Below are 23,164 nucleotides of genomic sequence, written 5' to 3' on the forward strand. Positions count from 1 at the left end.
AAGACTAAGAGAGAACACATGGCTGCACTCATCGCCTTCCTCCACCACATAGCCTTCCTGGCCATCATGCTGACGCTGGCCTTCGAGATGCTATTGCTGAAGCAACCGTTAACCCTCGCAACTGCAAAGAAAATCCAGCGCTACGACGCCATCTACGGCGTCGCCGCCGGCCTGATCCTGATCATCGGTAGTTTGCGTGTGATGTATTTTGAAAAGGGTGCGGACTATTACATGCACAGCGCCCCCTTCATCATCAAGATGGCACTCTTCATCGTCGTCGGCCTGATCTCGATCCACCCGACCATGACTTTCCTGAAGTGGAATAAATCGCTGAAGCAAGGCGTGGTGCCTGAACTGACTGATGCGCAGAACCGCAAGCTGCGTGGCATCATCCATGCGGAACTGATGCTGCTGGGAGCGATGATCCTGTGTGCAGCGATGGCTGCCAAGGGCATAGGTTACTTCGGCAACTAAACGTACACTGCTGCCTCCGCCCCACACACTTATAAGAACTAAAACATAGCTATGGATTTAATCCTGCTGCAACCCGGCGATCCTGACTTTATACCTACCACCAATGACGAAACAGGCGGCTCATTAATAGATCCGCAATGGCAGGATGCAGGTCTGAATCTGGGCAGATGTTTAGAACTCGTTTCGGTACACCAAGGTATCCGGCTCAAGACTGCGATTACCGGTGAACAGGCTCACGATAACGCTGCGGCTAGTCGCCCTATCATCACCGAATTGACGTGCGTGAAATACGTCGACAAGACATCGGTAAAGTTATATGACCACTGTTTACGCGCGCAACCACTGGGCGAAGGCAAGGATCAACCGACCATGCTTTATATCGCACGTAATTCCGGCGACAAGACCAGCAACATCATTACGCTGGCTTTACGTGACGCCATGTTGAGTGAAATCCAGTTCCAGTCGCATCCCGACGATATGCCGACCGAACAGTTCAAACTGAATTTCACCGAGATACTCTGGACTTATACAACGCAGTTGGCGAATACGAAGGCCACTGGCAATCTTGTTTCCGGCTGGAGCTTTGCGCAGAATCGCGCTATCACCCAGTTTAGTTAATCAGGCTGAGCAGTTACCCAAGGCAAGTCTGGTGCAGTTTTTTTGCACCAGGGGTGTAGCTTTCAGTGCTGCTTATTTTTTTAGATCAGCTTTGATCTTGACTGCCGCCGCAACATTCTCTGCATCCTGCTTCAACTGCTTTTCATAGTCGGCTTTGGTCGGTGAAAAGCTCGGGCGTATCTTGCGTTCGCCAAAGTCTTCGACACTCTCCTTGTCGATTTCCATTTGATATTGCAATTGCCTGGCGTTTTTTACTTCCAGTGTTTTCCAGGCGTCGCAGCTGCTGAACATATTATGCCTGGCGTTCAGTGTCTTTCCGGCGCTCAAACCACCATCGCCCTTGAAGTAGCCGAATACACGGCAACCGCGGTTCGATGTCTGTTCACCATCGACAAATACCCATGCATTCAAATAGGCTTTGGAAACATTGAAACGACTATTGTTCGTGATGGTGTAACGGATTTCCGGATCGCCGAAGGATGCGCCGCGCACGATTGCAATAGCTGAAGTCGTGATCTTGCCCAGCTCTGCATCGACTTGCGCGAGGATGGCTTCTTGCTCATCCAGTGTTTTCTTTTTCTGTGCGTACTCTGCGGCGGTCGTCGCGATCCGCTCATTGACGGCCTTGATGTATTCATCGGCCTGGCGATTGATGACTTCACGCGGCGTTGCATTCGGATATTTAACGAGGAACATGTCCAGTCCCAGGTTATTCACCGCCCAGTTATAGGAGTTTTGCTCGTCGGCCGACATCTTTAACCATGCCTTGTTCAATGAAGTGCGGTAAGCCGCTTCAGAGTCGCTGGCGAGTTTCGCATCTATGCCCTCGCCACTGCCACAGCCCAACAAAACCAGACTTGCCACTACACACGCCACAGCGCTGCGCGCCTTCACCATAGACTTCATACTATTAATGCTTCCCTGTTTGAATTGAGGCTGCATTCTAACCATGAGAATTGCCCTATAGCAATAAACGTTAATTCATTACAATAGCCGCATGAAAATAGATCACGCCACCATCGTCACGCCGCAACTGGAAGCGGTACGAGTATTTTTTTGCGACATCGCAGGACTGACTGTCGGTGAACGTCCGCCTTTCGGCTTTGAAGGCTACTGGCTGTACCACGACGGCAAAGCCGTGATCCACCTGATCAAGACCAACTCCGAACGGTCGCTCACGAAGTCGCCTACGCGCATCGATCACATTGCCTTCAGGGTGGACAGTGCAGCGGATTGGAATAAGCTGCTCGCGAAACTGCAGGCGGCGACATATGAATACGAATCGTCGGAAGTACCCATTAGCGGAGAGCGGCAATTGTTTGTCGTACCGACGCCGGGCGTGATGATAGAGTTTGTGACGGCGGCCGCTTAAGGCTGCTTGCTGGATATTTCTTTCCCACCCTTGGGTACACCCAACTCCTGTCCCAACGGTTTTATCGCTCGCATGGTATCGAGGAAGAGACGCAAGCGCGCCGGATAGTAACGCGCATGCGGATACACCAGGTAGACCGGCAAAGGCGGTGCGCGCCAATCCGGCACGAGATGCAACAAGCGCCCTTGCGCAATATCGTCGGCCACCAGCCAACCGGACACTATCCCCGCACCCAAACCCGATGCGACCGCGGTACGCAAGGCATACAGGCTGTCGGTGCTCATGCGCGGTTGTATCGAGAATGCATGCTCCGCGCCATCGGATTGCCGTGTCAACACGACCTCTTCCCGATAAAAAGTACGGAAAGCCAGCCACGGCAAAGTGTGCAGCTTATCAACCGTCAACGATGATGCATGCGCTTTCACCAACTGCGGTGAAGCTACTATGATGCGCGGCACATCAAACAACTTGATCGCCACCACCGAAGGATTGACGACTACACCGACCTGGATCGCGCAATCTATGCCTTCCGCAATGAAGTCTGGATGGCGGTCATGCAGCATCCATTCGACCGAGACGCGCGGATACCGCCCGAGGTAATCGGCCAACGGTGCAATCAAATGCTCCTGCCCGAAAGCATGCGGCACCAGTACGCGCAGGGTACCTTCCGGCTCATCCTGCGTGCCGCGCAAATCGGCTTCCATTGCCTTCCAGTTATCCAGCAATTCCTTCGCATGTGCGAAGCAGCGTTCGCCATCCTCGGTCAGCTTCATCACATGGGTAGACCGCTGTAACAGGCGCAAACCCAGGCTGCGTTCCAGCGCCTGCAGGCGCCGGCTCACCGTGGGCTGGCTGGTTTTGAGCTGCTCGGCAGCGGCCGACAGGCTGCCCGCCTCGACGATGCGGACAAAGGTTTGCATCAGCTCTATGCGGTCTACGCCTGGATTTCCCGATTCTTTCATACGTTAAGCGTATAACAAATCTACGTTTAGGGCTACTACCACACCTTAAACGCATAGAGGAAAATCCGTTCTGTCGCTAATAAGAAGGAATTTCCATGTTGCTTATTCAATCCACACATACACAGGCTGAAGCCCCGGCACTGCCGGCCTCGCTGATCCTGCTGCTGGCTACCGGTGCCGGTTTGAGTGTCGCTTCGCTGTATTACAGCCAACCGATGCTGGGCATACTCGGCGCGGATATCCACGCCAGCGACCGCATGATCGGGCTGGTACCGACGCTGACCCAGCTTGGCTATGCGCTCGGTATTTTATTGCTGGCACCTTTGGGCGATCGCTATGACCGCCGCAGCATCATCCTGATCAAAGCCGCCTTGCTGGCACTGGCCCTGTTGTTCAGCGGCCTGGCTCCCGGCATTGGCTGGTTGCTGCTCAGTAGCCTGGTGATCGGCCTGACCGCCACCATGGCGCAAGACATCGTTCCGGCAGCGGCAACACTGGCACCCGAATCACATCGCGGCAAAATCGTCGGCACGGTGATGACCGGTTTATTGCTCGGCATTTTGTTGTCACGCGTGATCAGCGGCTTTGGTGCCGAGGCATTCGGCTGGCGCTCGGTTTACGTCGCCGCCTCGATCGGCGTTGCAATGATCGCCGTTGCAACATGGCGCGGCTTGCCACGCTTCCAGCCAACCACACAACTGCCATACGTCCAGCTGTTGGGTTCGATGGTGCAATTGTGGCGTCGTCACGGTGCACTGCGTCAGGCGGCATTGGCACAAGGCTTGTTGGCCCTCGGCTTCAGCGCATTCTGGTCCACGCTTGCCGTGATGCTGCATGGCGCACCGTTCCACTTGGGCAGTGCTGCCGCCGGTTCTTTCGGCCTGGCCGGTGCGGCCGGTGCTTTGGCCGCACCACTGGCCGGCAAGCTGGCCGATAAACGCGGCCCTGAATTGGTGACGCGTTTGGGTGCGGGTCTGGCAGCGGTATCATTTGCCGTGATGCTGCTGGCACCGATGTTACCCGTGCATCTGCAACTGGCTTTGCTGGTCGCGGCCACGGTGGGCTTTGACCTCGGCGTGCAAGCGACACTGATTGCACATCAAACCATCGTTTATGGCATAGACCCGGGTGCGCGCAGTCGCTTGAATGCATTGTTGTTTACCGGCATGTTCATCGGCATGGCGAGCGGTGCGGCACTCGGCAGCCTCCTGTTGTCGCAATTCGGCTGGGCTGGTGTAGTTGTACTGGCGACTGTTGCCTCGCTCGCGACATTGGCAGTGCGCTACGCCGGAGCAGGCAAAGCCTGATGCCGGCAAATTAGCCGCAAGGATCGGTTAGGATGTAGCCTTGATGTCCGCTATCGCAAGCTGGCGGACATTTTTATCGCTACCTTCACCTGATTCCCGCACATGACCACATTCAAAAACATCGTCCTCTACACCGACGTCGACGGCTACGCCAAATTCCGTGAAGCAGACATCGCCTTGCCAGGCGGTTCACCGAAGGCCATGTTGTCCGAACTGATCCCTTCCGGCGGCTTCCAGGTGCGGCACAGCCCTCCGGGCGTCAGCAGCGACTTCCATTGCACGACGACTGCACAATGGCTGGTGGTCCTCAGCGGCGAAATGGAAATTGGTTTGCGCGACGGCAGCAAGCGCGTCTTCAAGGCCGGCGATCATTTTTTCTCGAACGACCTGGTGCCGGAAGGCAAAGAGTTCGACAGCACAGTGCATGGGCATAGCAGCCGCGTACTGGGCGATACGCCGTTGACGACTTTGTTTGTGCGTACTGCCTGAAACAGGATGTGCAGCCTGAAAGCCCGATTCTGCGGCCATCCCAAATAAAAACGGCCTCCACTCAGGAGACCATTTTTATACAAACACGATCTTAGAACTTATAACCAGCAGTAATCCATCCCATAGGCTGATGGTCTGCAGTATCCGATTCCGGACGACCACCGTAGGTACGCCATGCCACCGCGGCATCGACGCTCCACTGGTTTTGTGCGAAACGGACACCCAAACCATAACCACCTATGCTGCGTTTGTTATCGGCGCTGGTCCATGGCTTGGAATTGGTTTTAATCCAGCCTGCATCATAGAAAGCGTAAGGTACGAATGCGCCTACTGCATAGCGCGCCTCAAACTGCGCCAGCCAACCTTGATCGCCATACGATTCACCGACCGGATATGCCCGGATACCGGTCGGGCCACCGAGGCCGAATTTCTCGGATGAGTCGAGATTCTCATCCGACCATTGCGCCGACATACGACCAAACAAATTAAATTTATCGGTCACCGCCTGTATGCGTGCGATATCCAGGTTCACTTTATTGAAACTGCCTTCTGCTCGCGCACTCAGGGCATCGAGCGAACGCAAGGTCTGGTCCAGTTTGAGCTTACCCGGCGTCCAGGTAACGGCACCATAGGTCACCGCACCGCCGCCAAACTGGTCGCGAGTATCGAAGCTCAATGCTACCGGCAATGTGTCGCTGGACTTGTCATTGCTGCTGCCGACCGCACCGCGTTTATCGTTCAGCTTTTTGTACTGATACGTTGCGCTCAGGGTCAGATTGGTTTTTTGCGAACGCAGGATGGGATAGCTGAGACCTGCGCTATAGACATCGGCAGTACCATTCGCATCCAGTGCCGCGAAGGATTTACCCAGTTGATAGTAGGTGTGTGTATATGAAACCTGCCCGCGCAAACCCGAGACGCCAAGCGGCATGCTGTACGCAACGTTACCAAACCACATACCCTCTTCCGTGTAGAGGCTGCGCAAATTGACCTGGTCGCCCAACATGAAGGGGCTATTGATATCCAGGTTGGCACGCGCGCGGGCGCGACCGGTATAGCGGTTGCCATGGTTATCGAGGCCGACGTCGCCGGTGTACTTCGCCGTGCGTTCGATCTGCACCGCGAGGTCCCCGGTACCCAACTCTTGTCCCGGACGAATGATCGGTGCGACGCGTACGCCAGGCAGATCATCCATCAACAGCGAAACACGCTCCAGCTCCGTGCTCTGGATCACACTACCGGGACGCAAGGGTGCCAGGAAACGCTGCGCCGCTTCGACCAGGCTGCCATCGCCTTGCGCCAGTACTTTGCCATAACGGCCTTCCACTACATCGATACGCAAAACACCGCTTTGCATATTTTGTGGCGGCAGGTAGGCACGCGCGAATGGGTAGCCTGCAGCATGATAAAAACCGGAAACACGATTCGCCAGCTCACGCAAACCCGCGGCATCATATGACTTCCCGCTAACGTCACCGACTGCTTGCAACAGCTTCGCCTCCGTGAACAGGGAATTGCCCTGGATTGCGACGGACTGAATAGCTACTTGCACGCCGCCAGCCGGAACCGTGCTTGGCTTGGCAGTTTCAATCGTGATGCCTGGCGCTTCCTTTGGTGCCTCGATGACGGGCGCTTGCTGCTGCAAAACCCGCCCTGCATCCGGCGGGATTTGCGCTGAGGCAGGAAGGCTGGCCATCACTGCACAGGCGGCAACGATGGCGGATAAAGGTTTACGCGACAGGCGTGTAGATACAACGATATTTCTTTTCATGAACGATCTCGAATAATCAAATTTTATAAAGACAATGAACAAGTAATCCAGATACCAGGCGAACGCATCAACGCGGCGCGCCTTTCTGTGCCTTATTCAGATCTTCTATCTGCACACCTTGATTATTCATCGCGACATCCGGCAAGGACACGCCGCCACCGACGACAAAGACTTTCATAAAACCGGATGGATCGAGACCGGCTTGGTTCGTGCCACCTGCATTAGGCACCGATGCCCCGTCAGCCGCACCTGAACCGCCATTCGCATTGGAATTGCCGTTACCAGGCGTGCCCGATGTACCTGTATCCAGCGAAACCAGACGCAAACCACCGCTAGTATCAACGTTCATAGTTTTGCCGGCGATTTCCGGTGCTACGAATGGCGGAGGCAAGATATTGCTGTTCACGGTGGCAGGAGTCGCGGTGTTTGTATTGACCGTATTCTGCGCGCTCGCAATTGCAGTGATAACAGGTGTAGTCGTATTTGGTACTACCACAATCGGTGCAGGTGGTGTTCCGGCCGAAGCGGAAACTTGTCCTACTATGCTGTCCAGCCTGGCAGCCGGACCTGCTGCGTAGTACCAGGTCATGCCGTCACTTTGGCCTACGCCCAGATTGGCCAGACGCATGAACAATGCATACGAACCATCTCTGGCGGGCTCCGTAATAGGTGAGCTACGAGGATCAGTACCTGTTGCATTTTCAAAGCTACAGCAGTAATTCACAGACGTATCTGCACCAGGCGAAGTCGAATAGAACAGGATGGCGGCACCTTGTCCGTCATTAAGTTCAGTAATTTTCAGCGCTTTCGATTGCTCATTCTGGCTAGTCAATTGCTCAAAGCCATTTGATGTCAAATTTCCTTTGTATTTAAATGGCTGGTCAGTTCCTGCGACAAAATCATCACGTGTGCCAACCCACAAGCGCACATTGGACGCGGCTATGGTTCCGACATTAGTAACGGTAGTATCGGTTTTGAGGAAAGACTGACCTGCATTCAAGGTATACGTATTGGCTACATTCAAGACCTCACCATCAGCAAAGGCTATTCTCAGGTTCGACGCAATAGAACCTACGCCCTCCTTATAACCGGAAATTTCCAGCGAACTGGTCGTACCCTGCGGAAAGCCGTCCTGCGTATTCGCTATTTGCCCGTTAACGTTCCAGCTCGAAGTGCCATCGCCACCCGTTGCCAATTGCAAATCCAATGGGTAATTGCTGAAAGTAAGCTTGTACCATCCATTACGCTGCTGCCCGTTTACAATGGATACATCATCGAAGTAAAACGGTTGCTCCAACTGTCCCAGGCTATCAAGCGAAGTTTGGGTACCATTACCGAAACGCAGCAAGCCGTTATCCAGCACCAGATTCTTAACCGTACCTTCAGAGCCCTTTAACCACCTGAATGCGCCACCAGACGGAATGTAAATCTTCGCGCCATTATTCACGTTATAACTGCTGCCGGCACCGTCTGCAGTCGCTTGGCCATAAGCGAACGCCAGGCTGCCGGTACCGGTCGCCGTCAGCGTGCCGTTGATATTGATATTGTTATGCGCAATCAGGCTGAGTTTGTTCTTGTTCCAGCTAATAGGCGCATTGACATTGATGTCACCGGCCTCGCTACCCGCGGCTACCGTTGCAATGGCAACATCGGTACCACCATTGAGTGTGGTTTCTATCGTGCCGGCGCTCAGGCAATTTGTGCCAGTGCAGCTACCCGCCTGGATAGTGATGTTGCTCGGATCGATCAGCCATGCACCGCCCTTGCCTTGTGCCGATGCTGCAGTCACATGGGCGTTGTCTGCCACCGCAACATCCGCCGCGCTGGTTTCGATGAAGCCGCCATCGCCGCCGACAGGTGCGCTGGCATCGAGCTTGCCGCCTACCGCGATGCGGTCATTTTGCATATCGCCGATCAGGTAGATCTGGCCTTTTTCGCCAGTGGCGAGCGTATGCGCTTCAATCACGCCGGTGTTGTTGATAACAGTCGTTGCCAGTTCGCCTGCAGCATGCGCGCGCAGGTAAACCAGGCCGCCATCCGCCTTGATCGCACCACCGTTTTCTATCAGTGCATCAATTGCCGCTTGTTTCACTTCGAGTTTGACCGGGCCGCCGAGGTCCAGTGTCACGACGCTACCGGCACCCATCAATACATTGCCGCCATTGGCAGTGACATTACCGGTATTGCTGATTTTAGCTGCGACGAATGCAGCCGTACCACCATTTGCTACGGTGATGTTGCCCTGGTTCACAATCGCATTGCTGCTTGCGCCGGCCAGTTTGTACTCGCCATTCATGAAGTCAGGCAGCGAGAATTTCAGGGTCGATGCAATCAAACCGCCGACATTGACTTGTGCTGTTTGCGTGAACAGGATGCCGTTCGGGTTTTCAATCGCGACAATACCATTTGCCGAAATACGTCCTTGAATCAGCGATACATCGGTACCCAATACGCGATTCAGTGCCACCGAAGTCGCGGTCGGCTGGATGAAGGTAACGCTATTGTTTTGGCCGACTGAAAAACTTTGCCAGTCTATGACCGCTTTGTTCGTTGTCTGGTTAATTGTCATCGCGCTGCCGGACTGGCTGATCGCCGCATTCCCTGCCACCACGTTACCACCGGTGGGCAATACGTCGGCTGCCATGACCGACAAAGAAGCCAGTCCCAGCGTTACAGCTGCGGCACGGCGCAAAGCGCGCATACCCTTGGTTTTGCCCTGCCCCTTGCCAAGTTCGGTTACCGCTTGCCAGACACCCTTGCTGGCATTCCAGACTACACGGTAGAAGCGATTCATTGATCCATTATTTTTCATATTTTCCCTATTTGAACGACTTGCAAAAACATCGCCCGCATCTATAAGTATTTTCCTGAGGCAATTTTATGTGCAAAGAAGTCGTGCAATCTTGTCCGACAGCAAGTGCCATTTAAATTTAATGTTTACAAGTGATAATTTGCAGCGCATTTACCACGGTTTGTAAAATTCTCAGATAAGCTCAGGAAATACACTTAACAGTACTTAACACTTGATAGGTAATCAGACATCCATGTTCGAATCTTCACGCCGTCGTTCGCTCTTGCTCGCGGCTATCGCGACTCCCGTTGCAAGTTTTACGTTGCCCGTCGGCGCGAGCAATTCCAATATCTCCGCTCGTACCGCACAGGAAGAATTGCAGCGTATAGAAAGCGCAGCCCGTGGCAGGCTGGGCGTGTCCGCACTAAACATGGCGAACGACAATCGCGTTGAATATCGCGCGGAAGAACGCTTCCCCTTATGCAGCACCTTCAAGGTGATGGTCGCAGCTGCCATCCTGCAAAGAAGTACGAGCGAAACCCAATTGCTGCAAAAACGCATTCGCTATAACAAGGAACAAGTCGAGAAATCCGGTTACGCACCAGTCACACAAAAACATTTGGCGGACGGCATGACGATAGCCGAGCTATGTGCGGCCACCTTGCAATACAGCGATAACGCCGCAGCAAATTTCCTGATGACGGAATTGGGAGGACCGGTGGCTGTGACGGCCTTTATGCGCTCCATCGGCGACGATGTATTCCGCCTCGACCGCTGGGAACCGGAATTGAATACAGCTATACCCGGTGACGAACGCGACACATCCACACCGGCCGCGGTGGAACGCAGCCTGGAAAAAATTGCATTGGGCAATGCACTGGCAACGCCGCAGCGCGAACAGCTAGTTAACTGGTTGAAAGGCAATACCACCGGCGGCAAACGCATGCTGGCAGGCGTGCCGAGGAGCTGGATCGTCGGCGATAAAACCGGCACCGGTTCTTACGGCACGACCAATGATGTCGGCATCCTGTGGACCGCAAAAGGAAACGCCATCGTCACCGCCATTTACTTCACGCAAAACGACAAGGGCGCGGCGGCACGTGAAGACGTCATCGCCGCTGCTACGCGTATTGTGGTTGCTGCTTTGGGCTAGGGAAATCGAAACGGAGTCGGCGAACCATCGCGTATCAATGGTCGGGGTGAGAGGATTCGAACCTCCGGCTCCTGCGTCCCGAACGCAGTACTCTACCAGGCTGAGCTACACCCCGACATGAACTGGAACTTTGACACTGGTTTTAGTTTAGTCAATTTACCGGAGTTTGGCGATATGGCCGGCATGCCAAAGCAGGCAATACGCGCAAGTATTATCATATGGGCTTGACTGCAAACCCGCCTCCATCATGACGCTCTCCCTCTGGCTTACCTTTCTTATCGCCGCCATCCTGATTGCCATTACGCCCGGTTCCGGTGCCATCCTGTCGATGTCGCATGGTTTGTCCTATGGCGTCCGCAAAACTACCGCTTCGATACTTGGTTTGCAACTGGGTTTGATTTTCCTGCTGATGGTGGCCGGCGCCGGCGTTGGTTCCTTATTGCTGGCGTCCGAGATGGCATTCAATATCGTGAAGACGATAGGCGCGTTTTACCTGATTTACCTTGGTCTCAGCCAATGGCGCGCCAAGGTCGTGCTGGCGCCGGAGATGCAGGCACAAAGCGCAAAGACCATCGTACCGACCTTCAAGAAACGCTTCTTGCATGGTTTGCTGACGAATGTCACCAATCCGAAAGGCGTGATTTTCATGGTGGCGGTACTGCCGCAATTCATCGTCAAGGATGCACCACTGCTACCGCAATTGCTGATCCTTGGCATCACAATATGCGCTGTCGATATCATCGTGATGCATGCGTATGCATTCGCCGCTTCATCGATGCAGCGCTTTTTCCGCGACGCCACTGCGGTGAAAAAGCAAAACCGCTTCTTTGGCAGCCTCTTCATCGCCATCGGCACCGGCCTGTTTTTTGTCAAACGCGGCCCCGTCGCGTAATGACCACGTCAGGCTTCTTCATTACAATGTCAGCTTGAGGTAGCCACAATTAGGGCTACAGTACAAGCAACGCTAACGCCATTTACACGCCTGTCCTATCCAGCCAGGCGTATTTCTTGCGTTACGGTTGGCAGCACCGAACAACGATGCGACCGACTTCTCCACTCCATTACCGTTGGAAAATCCATGGACCTGACTACACCCGCCCTGCTGTTCCCCGCCATTTCGCTACTGCTATTGGCATACACCAATCGCTTCCTCGTCATCGCGCAACTGATACGCCAATTGCACGTCAAGTACCAGGAACGTGCGCACGATGTGGTCCTGCGCCAGATCGCCAATCTGCGCGTACGCGTGATGCTGATACGCCGGATGCAGGAAATGGGCGTCGGCGCCTTCATCCTGTGTGCGTTGTCGATGTTCCTGGTGTTCATCAAACTGATTTTCATTGCGCAAGTGATCTTTGGTTTCAGCATCTTCATGTTGGTGCTGTCACTGCTGGTTTCCCTCTATGAAATCGTGATCAGCACCAAGGCCATCGAGATCGAGATGGAAGATATGGTGCAAAGCCTGCAAGAGCAGGATAGATAAGGGCACGCTGCGTGCGTATGGTAAAGTTTGCGACGCGCTCATTGTTGCCATAGCCGGCGCCCACATCCATAAACGACTTACATGCCACCAACTTCACCCATTGCCAAAAACGTGTTCGGCGAACCGCTGGTTCCCTGCTCATTCAAGCCATTGACCGGTTACTTCCGTGACGGTTGCTGCAAGACCAATGAAGACGATGTAGGCACGCACGTGATTTGCACCGTGATGACGGCAACCTTCCTGGTCTTCAGCAAGGCTTGCGGCAATGACCTTTCGACGCCGCGTCCGGAATGGAATTTCCCCGGACTGAAACCCGGTGATCAATGGTGTTTGTGCGCCAATCGCTGGATAGAAGCATGGCGTGCCGGCGTGGCGCCCAAGGTGGTCCTCGAAAGCACCAATCAAAAGGCGCTCGAAGTGGTCAGCCTCAATGATTTGCGCAAACACGCTTTCCTGATACCTGAAGAAGAGTAAATCCCTGCATTAACAGGCTTCCCGGCAAGTATTACCTCCCGTTGATGCAACGTAGCAAGTACACGACTTAACTTTGCCAATATGGCAACGAATTTAACTATTGTTGTCGGATATAACAATAGTTCTCATTATTTCCATACGGAATCCGTTAAAATCCTTACCAAGCTGCAATCTTATTCAAGACACGACTTATCTTCGCGGATCGTCAGGCAAAAGTATGGATTCGTTAACCGCTGGCATCGCGTTAATCCTTGTGCAATTCTGTATTGCACTGGTGATGGCCGGGGTTTTTTACACCACTCCTTCCGAAAAATGCACAAAGTACTGGGCCTTGTCCGGTGCCTGGATCGCTTTTGGCGTCCTGATTGCTATCGTCAATAATCGCCTGCATCGACCGGCCTTCATCCTCAATGGTGCCGGCGCGGTCATGATAGGACTGATCTTCCAGTGGCATGGCATACGCGCTTTTTATAAAAAGGCACCGCATAAATGGGGCTGGATCATATGCATCGCGTTTGTCGCGATCCTGGCGATGCTCTTCATGCTGGGCGCCAACTTCCAGCAACGCTCCATCCTGATTTCATCCACGGTATTCGTATTGCTCGGCTTGAGTTTTCATGCGATCTGGCAAGGGCAGCAGGGTCCGCCCAAAACTTTTGTACAGGCCTTGGTCCTCGGTGCCATCGTCTTGCTGATGACAGGCAATGTGCTGCGCATCATCATCGCATCGCTGCAGATCGCAGGCTCCATACCACTGGAGCGTTCCAGCTTCGAAATCGCCGTCGCCTATATGATTCCGACAGTCGGTACGGTCTTGTTCTCTATTGGCCTCTTACTGCTCTACTTTGAACGTACGGTCGAAGAAAACCGCCATCTCGCCACGCATGATGAATTGAGTAAATTGCTGAACCGCCGCGCGATTGTGTCAGCAGGTGAATACAACCTGGCGTCTGCATCCCGGCTCGGACACGAGCTGACGATAGCGTTTATCGATATCGATATGTTCAAACACTTCAATGACAAGTTCGGCCACGCCGCCGGCGATACGGTAATCCAGGAAGTCGCATCTATCCTGCAACAGACTTGCCGCACCATCGATATGGTCGGTCGCTATGGCGGTGAAGAATTCCTGATTATCCTGCCGGGCGTCAACCGGGACGCCGCTGCCATCGTCGGCCAGCGCCTGGTCGATGCGGTACGTCAATATCGCTTCATGGGCATCCATCCGGTGACTATCAGTGCCGGCCTGACAACGCTACCCAAAACCGAACTTTGCACCTGGTCGCAACTGGTACGCCGGGCCGATGCCGCCCTGTATGAAGCCAAAGGCCTGGGACGGAATCGATACGCTGCCTGAGGCCGTCGCCGGGGACCAATTCTTGTATTTTTCCCATCGCCTTTCAACATTCAGGACAGGCATCGTACGGCACATTATTCGTGTATGTTTTGCTGATACGACACCTTCTTTATTTCCCCATGGATACATCTCACAGCCGATGGTAAGCTAGGCAGCAGAGACTAAATAAAAGAGGCGGACATAGTGGGCGTTATTCATCAACAGTTGGCATTAGAAGACGTCACGCCGGGTATGGTGCTGGCAGATAACCTGCTGGATGCGCAAGGGCAAACCCTGCTGCCGAAAGGCGCAGAACTCAGCGAACAAATGCTGGAGTCGCTGCGTCGGCATAACATCGCATCACTACGCATTTTCATGGGTGAGTTGAGCGAAGAAGAAAGTGCCGCACAACGCGCTTACCTGCAAGCGCGCATGGCGCGCCTGTTCCGCAACTCGGATGATGAAGATGCGAACGGCTTGTTGCATCGCTATGTACGCAAATTTCGTCTGGGAGAGCAAGCATGACGAACGCCATGCGTGACGCGCGGATAGAAAAACTGCATTTCACTCAAGTAATCAATCAGATCCGTGATCTGCCTGCGCTGCCGGCCATCGTGCAGGATTTGATGAAAAGCATAGGTCCGGACGAAACCGACATCAATGTCATCACCCGTAAAGTGGCGATGGACCAGGCCTTGTCCGCCAAGACACTGCAATTCGCCAACTCCTCTTTCTATGGCCTGCAATCGAAGGTAACGACAATACAGCAAGCCATCACCCTGATCGGCGTCAATGCAGTGCGCCATGTGGTGACGGCTACCGCGCTGACCGGTTACTTCCCGCCGAATAATTGCGCCGGCTTTGATTTCTTTGCACTGTGGCGCCATTCGGTCGCGACTGCTGTCTGCTCGCGCGTGCTGGCGCGTCATTTGCATGTCAACCAGGATTACGCTTTCACCGCCGGTTTGCTGCACGACATTGGTCGCCTGGTGTTGGTGACCTACTTCCGCAATGAATATGAAGCGGTCATCGCTTATCGCACCGAGCACGATTGCCATTGGCTGGAGGCGGAACAGGAAGTATTGGGGGTGGACCATGTGATGGCAGGCGAAGCCCTGGCCGCACACTGGAATTTTTCCGACACGATACGGCATGCGATTGCCGGCCATCACAATCCGGAGCAGCAAAAAGTGCGCTCGCTGGCATCGATCGTGCATATCGCTGATGCGATCGCACATGCACTCGATTTATCGCATCTGGAAAATGACCTGGTACCGCCGATATCCCATGTCGCCTGGGTCGGGCTGGATTTAAGCGAAGAGGTTTACCTGCAGGTCTTTCATGAAACGGAATTACTATTCGATGAAGTAAGCCGCGTATTGTTGACAGAAAAATAGAAGGATACTTTGGAGCAGATTTCGACTTTTGGTGCATCCGCATACACAATCGGCAATATCAATCTCTTCGACGGCATCAGCGATCCCGTGGTCGCCACACTACTGGACCAGTGTGCGATAGTCCGCCTGCTCAAAGACGAAACCATTTCCCCGCTGCACAACAATGAAGCTTGCGTCTATGCCGTCTTGCGCGGCGCACTCGGTAATACGCTGATTGACGAGACACAGGGTATACGGACCGAAAAAATCCTGCCTGGCGAAAGCGTAGGCGAATTATCAGTATTGGACGATATCGCCCACTCCAGCACCTTGCAGGCTTTGCAGGAAACCGAGCTGCTGGTGATTGAGTCAGGCACACTATGGCGCCTGATCGATGAAGCCGACGGTGTAGCCCGGAATCTGTTGCGCCAGTTATCATTCCGACTGCGCGCCGCGAATGCACAATTGCGCCGGCGCGAAAAAGTCGGCGAATTCTATCGTCAGTTGTCGATGGTCGATGGACTGACCAACCTGCACAATCGCGCCTGGCTGAATGACAAGCTATCAGTACTGGTCGAAGAAGCGCATGCCGGCAAACGCCCGTTGTCGCTGATCATGATAGACCTCGACCATTTCAAACGCTTCAACGATGAGTATGGTCACCTGCTTGGTGACACCGCACTGCGTACTGCGGCCGGCGTGCTGAGCGCGGCTTTGCGCCCCAGCGATTTTGCCGTGCGTTACGGCGGCGAAGAGCTGATTGTCATTCTGCCCGACAGCAATGGCGCTGCCGGTACAATGGTGGCGCAGCGCCTGTGTGAACGCATGCGGCTGGCAGTGGTGTTTGCCGATATGCATACACCTTTGCCGCACATCACCGCCTCATTCGGCGTTGCCGTGCTGGCACCGCAACAGGATGCCGACGGCTTGCTGGCGGCAGCGGATGCTGCGCTGTATCGCGCCAAGCAAGCCGGACGCAATCAAGTCGCGGTATAAACCCAAACTCGCTTCATCTCAATTCAATATTTCACGATGTCTACGCATACTTTTCTTTGGCACGATTACGAGACCTTCGGCATACAGCCACGCCGCGATCGCCCGGCACAATTTGCCGCGATCCGTACCGATGCCGAACTCAATGAAATCGGCGAACCCATCATGCTGTATTGCAAACCGGCGAACGACTTCCTGCCCGATCCGCAATCCTGCCTGATTACCGGCATCACACCGCAAACCTGCCTGGAACGTGGCGTGCCGGAGCACGCGTTCGCCGCCGAAATAGAAAAAGCACTGTCACAAACCGGCACCATAGGTGTCGGTTACAACACCATACGCTTCGATGATGAAGTCACGCGCTTCATGTTTTGGCGCAACCTGATCGATCCGTACGCACGCGAATGGCAAAACAGTTGTGGTCGCTGGGACATCCTTGATGTCGTTCGTACCGCTTATGCACTGCGCCCGAAAGGTATCAACTGGCCCAGGCATCCGGATGGCCGCCCCAGCTTCCGCCTCGAACAATTGACAGCTGAAAATGGCATTGCACATGAAGCAGCGCATGACGCGTTATCCGACGTACGCGCCACGATTGCACTGGCGCGCCTGATCCGCGAGCATCAACCCAAGCTGTTCGACTTTTGCCTCGGCCTGCACAAGAAAGATAAAGTCGCAGCCGAAATCGGTTTACCCTTACGTCGCCCCTTCCTGCATATCACCGGCATGATTCCGGCCGAGCGCGGTTGTATCGCCGTAGTCTGGCCGCTGGCTGTCCATCCGACCAACAAGAATGAAGTCATCGTGTGGGATCTGTCGGTTGATCCCGCCGAGCTGGCAACACTGGATGCAGAAACCATACGCATGCGCATGTTCAGCAAAGCCGATGCCTTGCCGGAAGGCGTGAGCCGCCTGCCGATCAAAACCATCCATTTGAATAAATCCCCTATCGTCATCAACAACCTGAAGACGCTCTCAGCGGAGATGACGGAACAATGGGGAATAGACATCCCGACCGCGCTGCGGCATGCGGAAGTGGCCGCCGCCGCGCCCGATATGACAGCGATCTGGCAGGATGTTTTTTACCGCCCGCAGGAAGCAGCGGCTGATGTCGATGAAGATCTGTATGGAGGCTTTGTCGGTAATAATGACCGGCGCACGCTGCAGGAACTGCGCGCACTATCTCCGGAAGCATTGGCGCAGGCCAGGCCGAGTTTCAGCGATCCTCGCCTGGAAGAAATTGTCTGGCGTTACCGCGCCCGCAATTTCCCGCATACGCTGAGCGAAGAAGAACAGCAACGCTGGGAAGATCATCGCGTCGCGCGCCTGTTTGACGGTGAAGGCGGGGCCCGCACGATAGAAACCCTGTTTGCCGAAATCGACCAATTGTCCGAAACTGCGGATGAGCGCGGCGAAGAAATCCTCGGTGCCTTGTACGATTACGCGGAAGCCATCGCGCCGAGCCGCTAGTAAGTATCTACTCCGCATAATCCCGCTGACAAGGCAATCCGGCGTGCTAATCTGTGCGCTGGTCACCTGGCAGCATTCACTATTTTGCGGAGACGGACATGAATCTTTCTTACTGGTGTGTATTGATTGCCGGCATCCTGCCTGTTGCGACGGTCGCCGTCGCCAAATGGGGCAAGCGCGACTTCGATAATTCCGAACCGCGGCGCTGGCTGGAGCAACAGCAAGGACTGCGGCGGCGTGCCGATAGTGCGCATCGCAATCACTTTGAAGCTTTTCCTTTCTTTGCCGCCGGCGTATTGGTCGCACAACAACTGAATGCGCCGCAAGATTCGATTAATATGCTGGCTGTCGCATTTATTGCGGCGCGGCTGGTGTACACCCTGCTCTACCTGACGGATCGCGCAACCCTGCGTTCCATCACATGGCTGATCGGCTACCTGGCCGTGATCGGACTTTTCTTATTACCGGTTTTCCACCGCGCTTGATCCTTGCTCGCGCTTTTTACTTTTTATTGTTATGCCGCACACTCAAACACTGCAATTGCTACAAGAATCACTTGATGCCATCCGGCAAGATCGCCTCAGCGTCGCCGACTTTTGCTCAACCTGGCGTGCTCAGACCGCGTTATTGGCCGCCCTGCCCGGCCCTTACACTACCGTGATGGAAGATTTGCTGGGGCGCCTGGAAGCGGGCAGCCTGTTCACCGAAGAAAGCTGTTCCTTCAGCCAGATCGACCTGCTGACCACACTCGATATGTGGCTGGACAATGCACGCAAGACCCTGGGTTGACCCCGTCGCCCTTTTTTAATAACAGGCACACCATGCAACAACTTGAATTTGAACTGAACGACGAATTCGTCGAATTGAACCAACTGCTGAAACTGGTCGGCATCTGCGACAGCGGCGGTGCCGGCAAAGTGCTGGTCGCCAGCGGCAAGGTCAAAGTGGATGGCCAGACCGAATTGCGTAAAACCTGCAAGATCCGCGCAGGCCAGGTGGTTGCCCTCGGCGACGTGCGTATCAAGGTGCACGCCGCTGCTTGAATCGTCCATCCGTTTCCATACTGAAAACCGACAGGCGTCGGGCAGGCATGGGACAATGCAAGCATGAGCTCAAACGAAAAACTGATATTTGTCGATTTGGAAACAACTGGTGCGAATCTGGTTAATGACCGGATCACCGAGATCGGCATCGTCGCGGTTGACCCCGATGGCTGTATCGAGCGCTGGTCCACCTTCGTCAATCCCGGTCGTCCTATCCCTGAATTCATCCAGGGCCTGACCGGCATCAGCGACGAGATGGTCGAAAACGCCCCCATGTTCGAAACACTGGCCGATACCGTGCGTGAACGCCTGCAGGATGGATTGTTCATCGCACACAATGCGCGCTTCGACTACGGCTTCCTGCACCACGCCTTCGTCCGCAGCGGCCATGTGCTGAATGCGGACATGTTGTGCACGGTCAAATTATCCCGCGCTTTGTTCCCGGCCGAAAAGAAACACAATCTGGATAGCCTGATTGCGCGCCATGACTTGATTCCGGAAGCACGCCACCGCGCGCTGGCCGATGCCGATTTGCTGTGGCAACTATGGCGCAAACTGAATGCCGTCGTCCCTTACGAAGTCTTTAGCAAAGCCGTGCAAACCTTGCGCCAGCAACCAAAATTATCCGTGGCGACGGCAACGGGAAGCTGAACTCTGGTGCTATGCTGCTGACTGACAAATCGCAAGCTGTCCTGACCGACTCATAACAAGGAAACTGATTCATGGCCAAACTCATCTATATCGCCGATCCTATGTGTTCGTGGTGCTACGGCTTCGGACCGGAGCTCACTACCTTGCTGGGCGGCTTGCCGGATACGCAGCTGGAATTGATTGTCGGTGGCTTGCGCGCCTACAACAAGGAAGTGATGGATGAGAAGTTGAAGGCGACCTTGCTGCACCACTGGAAAAAGGTGGAAGAAGTCAGCGGCCTGCCCTTCGCCAAAGACGGCTTGTCGCACGAAGGTTTTATTTACGATACCGAACCGGCTTGCCGTGCCGTTGTCGCTGCCGGCATGCTGGCACCGGATACCGCGCTCGATGTTTTCCACGCGATCCAGCATGGCTTCTATGCAGAAAACCTGGATACCACCAAGGGTGAAGTACTGGCGGATATCGCCGTCTCGGTCTTTGAAAAAGCCGATATCAATATCGATGCCGCCGAATTCCTGAAAACCTGGGCCTCGGAAGAAGCACGCAATGCGACCGAAGCCGACTTCACACAAACCAAACTATGGGGCGTCTCCGGCTTCCCGACTTTGGTGCTGGAAAAATCAGGTGAGTTGCATCTGGTGACTTCCGGCTACACCAAAACAGAAACGCTGATTGAACGCCTGCAGGAATTGATCGATCAACCTGCCTGACAGTCAATCAGCGTCATTTTCTTGCACCGCGCCGGGCTCGACCCGGCGCGGTCATTTCTAGTACATATGCTGGCCGCCATTAATGGCGATGTTGGCCCCTGTCAGGAACGCCGCTTCGTCCGAAGCGAGGTAGGCAACCAGGCCTGCAATTTCTTCCGGCTTGCCCAAGCGCCCCATCGGAATTTGCGGCACGATTTTCGTATCCAGTACATCTTGCGGAATCGCCATCACCATCTTGGTGCCGATATAGCCAGGGGAAATCGTGTTCACGGTAACCGCCTTGCGCGCGACTTCCAATGCCAATGCCTTGGTAAAACCATGCATGCCGGCTTTCGCTGCCGAGTAGTTGGTTTGACCGAAAGCTCCCTTCTGGCCGTTCACTGAAGAAATATTGATAATACGACCCCAACCGCGCTCGACCATACCGTCACATACCGGCTTGGTCATATTGAAAACGGAATCGAGGTTGGTCGCCATCACCGCATCCCAATCCGTCTTGCCCATTTTCTTGAACGTGATGTCACGCGTAATACCGGCATTGTTGACCAGCACATCGACCGGACCCATTTCTTTTTCTATTTGCGCCACGCACTGCTGCGCCGCTTCATAGTCAGAAACGTCACATGGATAAGCGTGGAAATCGTAACCACTTTCCTTCATGAGTTTCAGCCATTCATCCGCCTTCTTGTTCCCCGGCGAATAAGTTGTGACCACCTGATATCCGAGTGCTGCCAGTTTGATGCAAATTGCTTCACCCAAACCACCCATGCCACCTGTTACCAATGCAAGGCGTGTCATATCTGTCTCCTCTTTATTCTTTTATAAGTACAGCTGCCTGTTTCCTAGCGTTCGATCGCAAGCGCCACTCCCATTCCGCCACCTATGCACAAGCTGGCTAAACCTTTGTGCGCGTCGCGCCGTATCATTTCATGCAGCAACGTGACCAGAATGCGGCAACCGGATGCGCCGATCGGATGGCCGATCGCGATCGCACCACCATTCACATTGATCTTCTTGGTGTCCCAGCCCATTTCGCGATTCACTGCAATCGCTTGTGCCGCGAAGGCTTCATTGATTTCCATCAAGTCCAGATCCTGATGCTTCCAGCCGGCTTTCTTCAGGCATAGTTGTGCCGCGGGTACCGGCCCCATACCCATCACGCTCGGATCAACACCGGCTGATGAATATGCCTTGATCTTTGCCAAGGGTGTGAGGCCAAGCTCCCTGGCTTTTTGCGCTGTCATCATGATTACCGCTGCTGCACCATCGTTAATACCGGAAGCATTGCCGGCTGTCACGGTACCATCTTTGGAGAAAGCCGGACGCAAGGCGGCGAGTGATTCCAGCGTCGTGCCGTGCTTGATGTATTCATCACTGTCAAAGACAGTGTTTCCCTTTTTACTCTGGATTTCAAAAGGAATGATTTCATCCTTGAACTTGCCGGCCTTTTGCGCGGCTTCGGCCTTGTTCTGTGACTCCAGCGCAAACTCATCCTGCTCCTGGCGTGAGATGCCGAATTTCTTTGCGATATTTTCTGCAGTTGTACCCATGTGGTACTGATTGTAGACATCCCACAGGCCATCATGAATCATGGTGTCGACCAGTTTTGCGTCACCCATGCGGAAACCATCGCGCGAATTATTCAGTACGTGCGGCGAGGCACTCATGTTTTCCTGGCCGCCGGCGATGATTATTTGTGCGTCACCGCATCTGATCGCCTGTGTTGCCAGGTGGGTCGCTTTCAAACCGCTGCCGCACACTTTATTGATCGTGAACGCCGGCACCATATCTGGAATGCCGCCGCGTATCAAAGCCTGGCGCGCAGGATTTTGGCCGCAACCGGCGGTCAGTACCTGGCCGAGTATGACTTCGCTGATTTGATCAGGCGCGATACCGCTACGCGCCAGTAAATTTTTTATGACATGCGCACCAAGATCAGAAGCTGCGGTCTTGGCCAGCGCACCGCCGAATTTTCCAACACCAGTACGTCCAGCGGAAACAATGACTACATCATCCATTTCAACTCTCCAATTGCACTGCGAGGGGACCACGATAGCCATCGATTGACGAAGACATGCCATGACATCGGCAAGAAGAATTCACACAATTTAAGGCGTCCGTTACAACCGTATCTAAAAATTGTTTGGAACGCAATGACTAGATATCAAATCTTGTGCGTCACAGTTACTGCGCAAGATAAAACACGAACGATAATTCTCTAGTCCACTTGTCATATGTCAGTTGCACAAAGCTAGCCATCAAAGTTGATACCAGTCTTCGAAGATTTTCTTTGCCGGGTTTGCACTTGGATAGCATCACGCGATGAAATTCAAAGGCCGTAATGCGCGCGCAAATAGTCAGTTAATAGGTGCAGAAGAATTAATTCAGGAAGTTATTTCAGGCGGGAGTACAAACATGAAAGCAAATGAATTGATACATCTCATCTGATTAAAAAAAGGGGAAACCGCGAGATGGAATGATCGCCGGCCTGGGAATGGCGACGGGGTTTTCAGGCGTAAGCGAGGGGAAGGAACCAGGCTTTGCGGCAGATTTGCCGTTACTGAAGCTGCTTGTTTGAGTTTCTCAGCTTTTGCGACAGCTTTACTACGATAAATTAAGGCATTCGCGAATCTGAAGCGCAAAAGCAAAAACCCTCCAGTATTTCTACTGAAGGGTTTTCTAAATAAAAGC

The 23,164-nt window shown here is 54.0% G+C and carries 26 protein-coding genes and 1 tRNA gene; 19 read left to right on the forward strand and 8 right to left on the reverse strand.

Going from position 1 to position 23,164, the window contains the following annotated elements:
- Positions 1-18 precede the first annotated feature (18 nt).
- Both ACFQPC_RS10660 and ACFQPC_RS10665 read left to right on the forward strand, forming a co-directional pair.
- Positions 19-474 carry a DUF2214 family protein gene (locus tag ACFQPC_RS10660; protein ID WP_382271822.1) on the forward strand — a complete coding sequence of 152 codons (456 nt, stop codon included), beginning with the start codon at positions 19-21 and terminating at the stop codon, positions 472-474.
- Positions 475-525: 51 nt separating this feature from the next.
- Positions 526-1,092 carry a type VI secretion system tube protein Hcp gene (locus ACFQPC_RS10665; protein ID WP_382271823.1) on the forward strand — a complete coding sequence of 189 codons (567 nt, stop codon included), beginning with the start codon at positions 526-528 and terminating at the stop codon, positions 1,090-1,092.
- A 72-nt stretch (positions 1,093-1,164) separates the two neighbouring features.
- On the opposite strand, the gene ACFQPC_RS10670 is transcribed toward ACFQPC_RS10665, so the two are convergent.
- Positions 1,165-1,998: a hypothetical protein gene (locus ACFQPC_RS10670; RefSeq protein ID WP_382271824.1), complete on the reverse strand. Its 834-nt coding sequence runs from the start codon at positions 1,996-1,998 to the stop codon at positions 1,165-1,167.
- 91 nt (positions 1,999-2,089) lie between these two features.
- Here ACFQPC_RS10670 and ACFQPC_RS10675 point away from each other — a divergent pair, with 91 nt between their 5' ends.
- Entirely contained in the window at positions 2,090-2,464 is a 375-nt protein-coding gene (locus ACFQPC_RS10675; protein ID WP_382271825.1) for a VOC family protein, read from the forward strand.
- Here ACFQPC_RS10675 and ACFQPC_RS10680 read toward each other — a convergent pair.
- On the reverse strand, positions 2,461-3,426 hold the full coding sequence (locus ACFQPC_RS10680) for a LysR family transcriptional regulator (RefSeq protein WP_382271826.1): 966 nt from the start codon (positions 3,424-3,426) through the stop codon (positions 2,461-2,463). The two genes, ACFQPC_RS10675 and ACFQPC_RS10680, sit on opposite strands and share 4 nt — an antisense overlap.
- A 95-nt stretch (positions 3,427-3,521) precedes the next feature.
- On the opposite strand from ACFQPC_RS10680, the gene ACFQPC_RS10685 reads away from it, so the two are divergent.
- The gene (locus ACFQPC_RS10685) at positions 3,522-4,733 is read left to right on the forward strand and encodes an MFS transporter (protein ID WP_382271827.1); all 1,212 of its coding nucleotides are present in this window, start codon (positions 3,522-3,524) and stop codon (positions 4,731-4,733) included.
- A 102-nt stretch (positions 4,734-4,835) separates the two neighbouring features.
- Complete coding sequence (locus ACFQPC_RS10690) at positions 4,836-5,222, forward strand: cupin domain-containing protein (protein ID WP_382271828.1); 387 nt, start codon at positions 4,836-4,838, stop codon at positions 5,220-5,222.
- Positions 5,223-5,313: 91 nt separating this feature from the next.
- Here ACFQPC_RS10690 and ACFQPC_RS10695 read toward each other — a convergent pair whose 3' ends face one another.
- Both ACFQPC_RS10695 and ACFQPC_RS10700 read right to left on the reverse strand, forming a co-directional pair.
- Positions 5,314-6,993, reverse strand: coding sequence for a ShlB/FhaC/HecB family hemolysin secretion/activation protein (locus tag ACFQPC_RS10695; RefSeq protein WP_382271829.1), 1,680 nt, complete (start codon positions 6,991-6,993; stop codon positions 5,314-5,316).
- Positions 6,994-7,060: 67 nt separating this feature from the next.
- Positions 7,061-9,787 carry a two-partner secretion domain-containing protein gene (locus tag ACFQPC_RS10700; RefSeq protein ID WP_382271830.1) on the reverse strand — a complete coding sequence of 909 codons (2,727 nt, stop codon included), beginning with the start codon at positions 9,785-9,787 and terminating at the stop codon, positions 7,061-7,063.
- Between the two features lie 250 nt (positions 9,788-10,037).
- Here ACFQPC_RS10700 and bla point away from each other — a divergent pair, with 250 nt between their 5' ends.
- Positions 10,038-10,937, forward strand: coding sequence for a class A beta-lactamase (gene bla, locus ACFQPC_RS10705; RefSeq protein ID WP_382271831.1), 900 nt, complete (start codon positions 10,038-10,040; stop codon positions 10,935-10,937).
- Positions 10,938-10,975: 38 nt separating this feature from the next.
- Here the strand turns inward: bla and ACFQPC_RS10710 are convergent.
- A tRNA-Pro gene (locus tag ACFQPC_RS10710) sits at positions 10,976-11,052 on the reverse strand.
- 132 nt (positions 11,053-11,184) lie between these two features.
- Between ACFQPC_RS10710 and ACFQPC_RS10715 the strand changes: the two genes are divergently transcribed.
- From ACFQPC_RS10715 to ACFQPC_RS10775, 13 genes are all read left to right on the forward strand, one after another.
- Positions 11,185-11,829 carry a LysE family transporter gene (locus tag ACFQPC_RS10715; protein ID WP_382271832.1) on the forward strand — a complete coding sequence of 215 codons (645 nt, stop codon included), beginning with the start codon at positions 11,185-11,187 and terminating at the stop codon, positions 11,827-11,829.
- A gap of 186 nt (positions 11,830-12,015) precedes the next feature.
- Positions 12,016-12,420, forward strand: coding sequence for a DUF2721 domain-containing protein (locus tag ACFQPC_RS10720; protein WP_012078432.1), 405 nt, complete (start codon positions 12,016-12,018; stop codon positions 12,418-12,420).
- 81 nt (positions 12,421-12,501) lie between these two features.
- Positions 12,502-12,894, forward strand: a complete 393-nt coding sequence (locus ACFQPC_RS10725) for a DUF2237 family protein (RefSeq protein WP_382271833.1) — start codon at positions 12,502-12,504, stop codon at positions 12,892-12,894.
- 217 nt (positions 12,895-13,111) lie between these two features.
- Positions 13,112-14,251: a GGDEF domain-containing protein gene (locus ACFQPC_RS10730; protein ID WP_382271834.1), complete on the forward strand. Its 1,140-nt coding sequence runs from the start codon at positions 13,112-13,114 to the stop codon at positions 14,249-14,251.
- A gap of 183 nt (positions 14,252-14,434) precedes the next feature.
- Positions 14,435-14,755 carry a hypothetical protein gene (locus ACFQPC_RS10735; RefSeq protein ID WP_382271835.1) on the forward strand — a complete coding sequence of 107 codons (321 nt, stop codon included), beginning with the start codon at positions 14,435-14,437 and terminating at the stop codon, positions 14,753-14,755.
- Positions 14,752-15,627 carry an HDOD domain-containing protein gene (locus ACFQPC_RS10740; protein WP_382271836.1) on the forward strand — a complete coding sequence of 292 codons (876 nt, stop codon included), beginning with the start codon at positions 14,752-14,754 and terminating at the stop codon, positions 15,625-15,627. Before ACFQPC_RS10735 ends, ACFQPC_RS10740 begins: the two co-directional genes overlap by 4 nt.
- A gap of 9 nt (positions 15,628-15,636) precedes the next feature.
- Positions 15,637-16,602: a GGDEF domain-containing protein gene (locus tag ACFQPC_RS10745; protein WP_382271837.1), complete on the forward strand. Its 966-nt coding sequence runs from the start codon at positions 15,637-15,639 to the stop codon at positions 16,600-16,602.
- Between the two features lie 36 nt (positions 16,603-16,638).
- Positions 16,639-18,069: an exodeoxyribonuclease I gene (sbcB, locus tag ACFQPC_RS10750; RefSeq protein ID WP_382271838.1), complete on the forward strand. Its 1,431-nt coding sequence runs from the start codon at positions 16,639-16,641 to the stop codon at positions 18,067-18,069.
- Between the two features lie 98 nt (positions 18,070-18,167).
- Positions 18,168-18,554 carry an MAPEG family protein gene (locus tag ACFQPC_RS10755; protein WP_382271839.1) on the forward strand — a complete coding sequence of 129 codons (387 nt, stop codon included), beginning with the start codon at positions 18,168-18,170 and terminating at the stop codon, positions 18,552-18,554.
- A gap of 31 nt (positions 18,555-18,585) precedes the next feature.
- On the forward strand, positions 18,586-18,858 hold the full coding sequence (locus tag ACFQPC_RS10760) for a hypothetical protein (protein WP_382271840.1): 273 nt from the start codon (positions 18,586-18,588) through the stop codon (positions 18,856-18,858).
- A 32-nt stretch (positions 18,859-18,890) separates the two neighbouring features.
- Entirely contained in the window at positions 18,891-19,112 is a 222-nt protein-coding gene (locus ACFQPC_RS10765) for an RNA-binding S4 domain-containing protein (RefSeq protein ID WP_382271841.1), read from the forward strand.
- Between the two features lie 63 nt (positions 19,113-19,175).
- Positions 19,176-19,763, forward strand: a complete 588-nt coding sequence (locus tag ACFQPC_RS10770; protein ID WP_382271842.1) for a 3'-5' exonuclease — start codon at positions 19,176-19,178, stop codon at positions 19,761-19,763.
- A 71-nt stretch (positions 19,764-19,834) separates the two neighbouring features.
- Positions 19,835-20,473, forward strand: coding sequence for a DsbA family protein (locus tag ACFQPC_RS10775; RefSeq protein WP_382271843.1), 639 nt, complete (start codon positions 19,835-19,837; stop codon positions 20,471-20,473).
- Positions 20,474-20,530: 57 nt separating this feature from the next.
- On the opposite strand, the gene phbB is transcribed toward ACFQPC_RS10775, so the two are convergent.
- From phbB to ACFQPC_RS10790, 3 genes are all read right to left on the reverse strand, one after another.
- Positions 20,531-21,271, reverse strand: a complete 741-nt coding sequence (phbB, locus tag ACFQPC_RS10780) for a beta-ketoacyl-ACP reductase (protein ID WP_382271844.1) — start codon at positions 21,269-21,271, stop codon at positions 20,531-20,533.
- Positions 21,272-21,315: 44 nt separating this feature from the next.
- A complete protein-coding gene (locus tag ACFQPC_RS10785) occupies positions 21,316-22,491 on the reverse strand; it encodes an acetyl-CoA C-acetyltransferase (protein ID WP_382271845.1) in 1,176 nt (391 codons plus the stop codon).
- A gap of 366 nt (positions 22,492-22,857) precedes the next feature.
- Positions 22,858-23,164 (reverse strand): hypothetical protein (locus ACFQPC_RS10790; protein WP_382271846.1); only part of this gene is annotated, 307 nt, incomplete at its 5' end.

It is taken from the genome of Herminiimonas glaciei (assembly GCF_042664955.1).
GTDB lineage: Bacteria > Pseudomonadota > Gammaproteobacteria > Burkholderiales > Burkholderiaceae_D > Oxalicibacterium > Oxalicibacterium glaciei.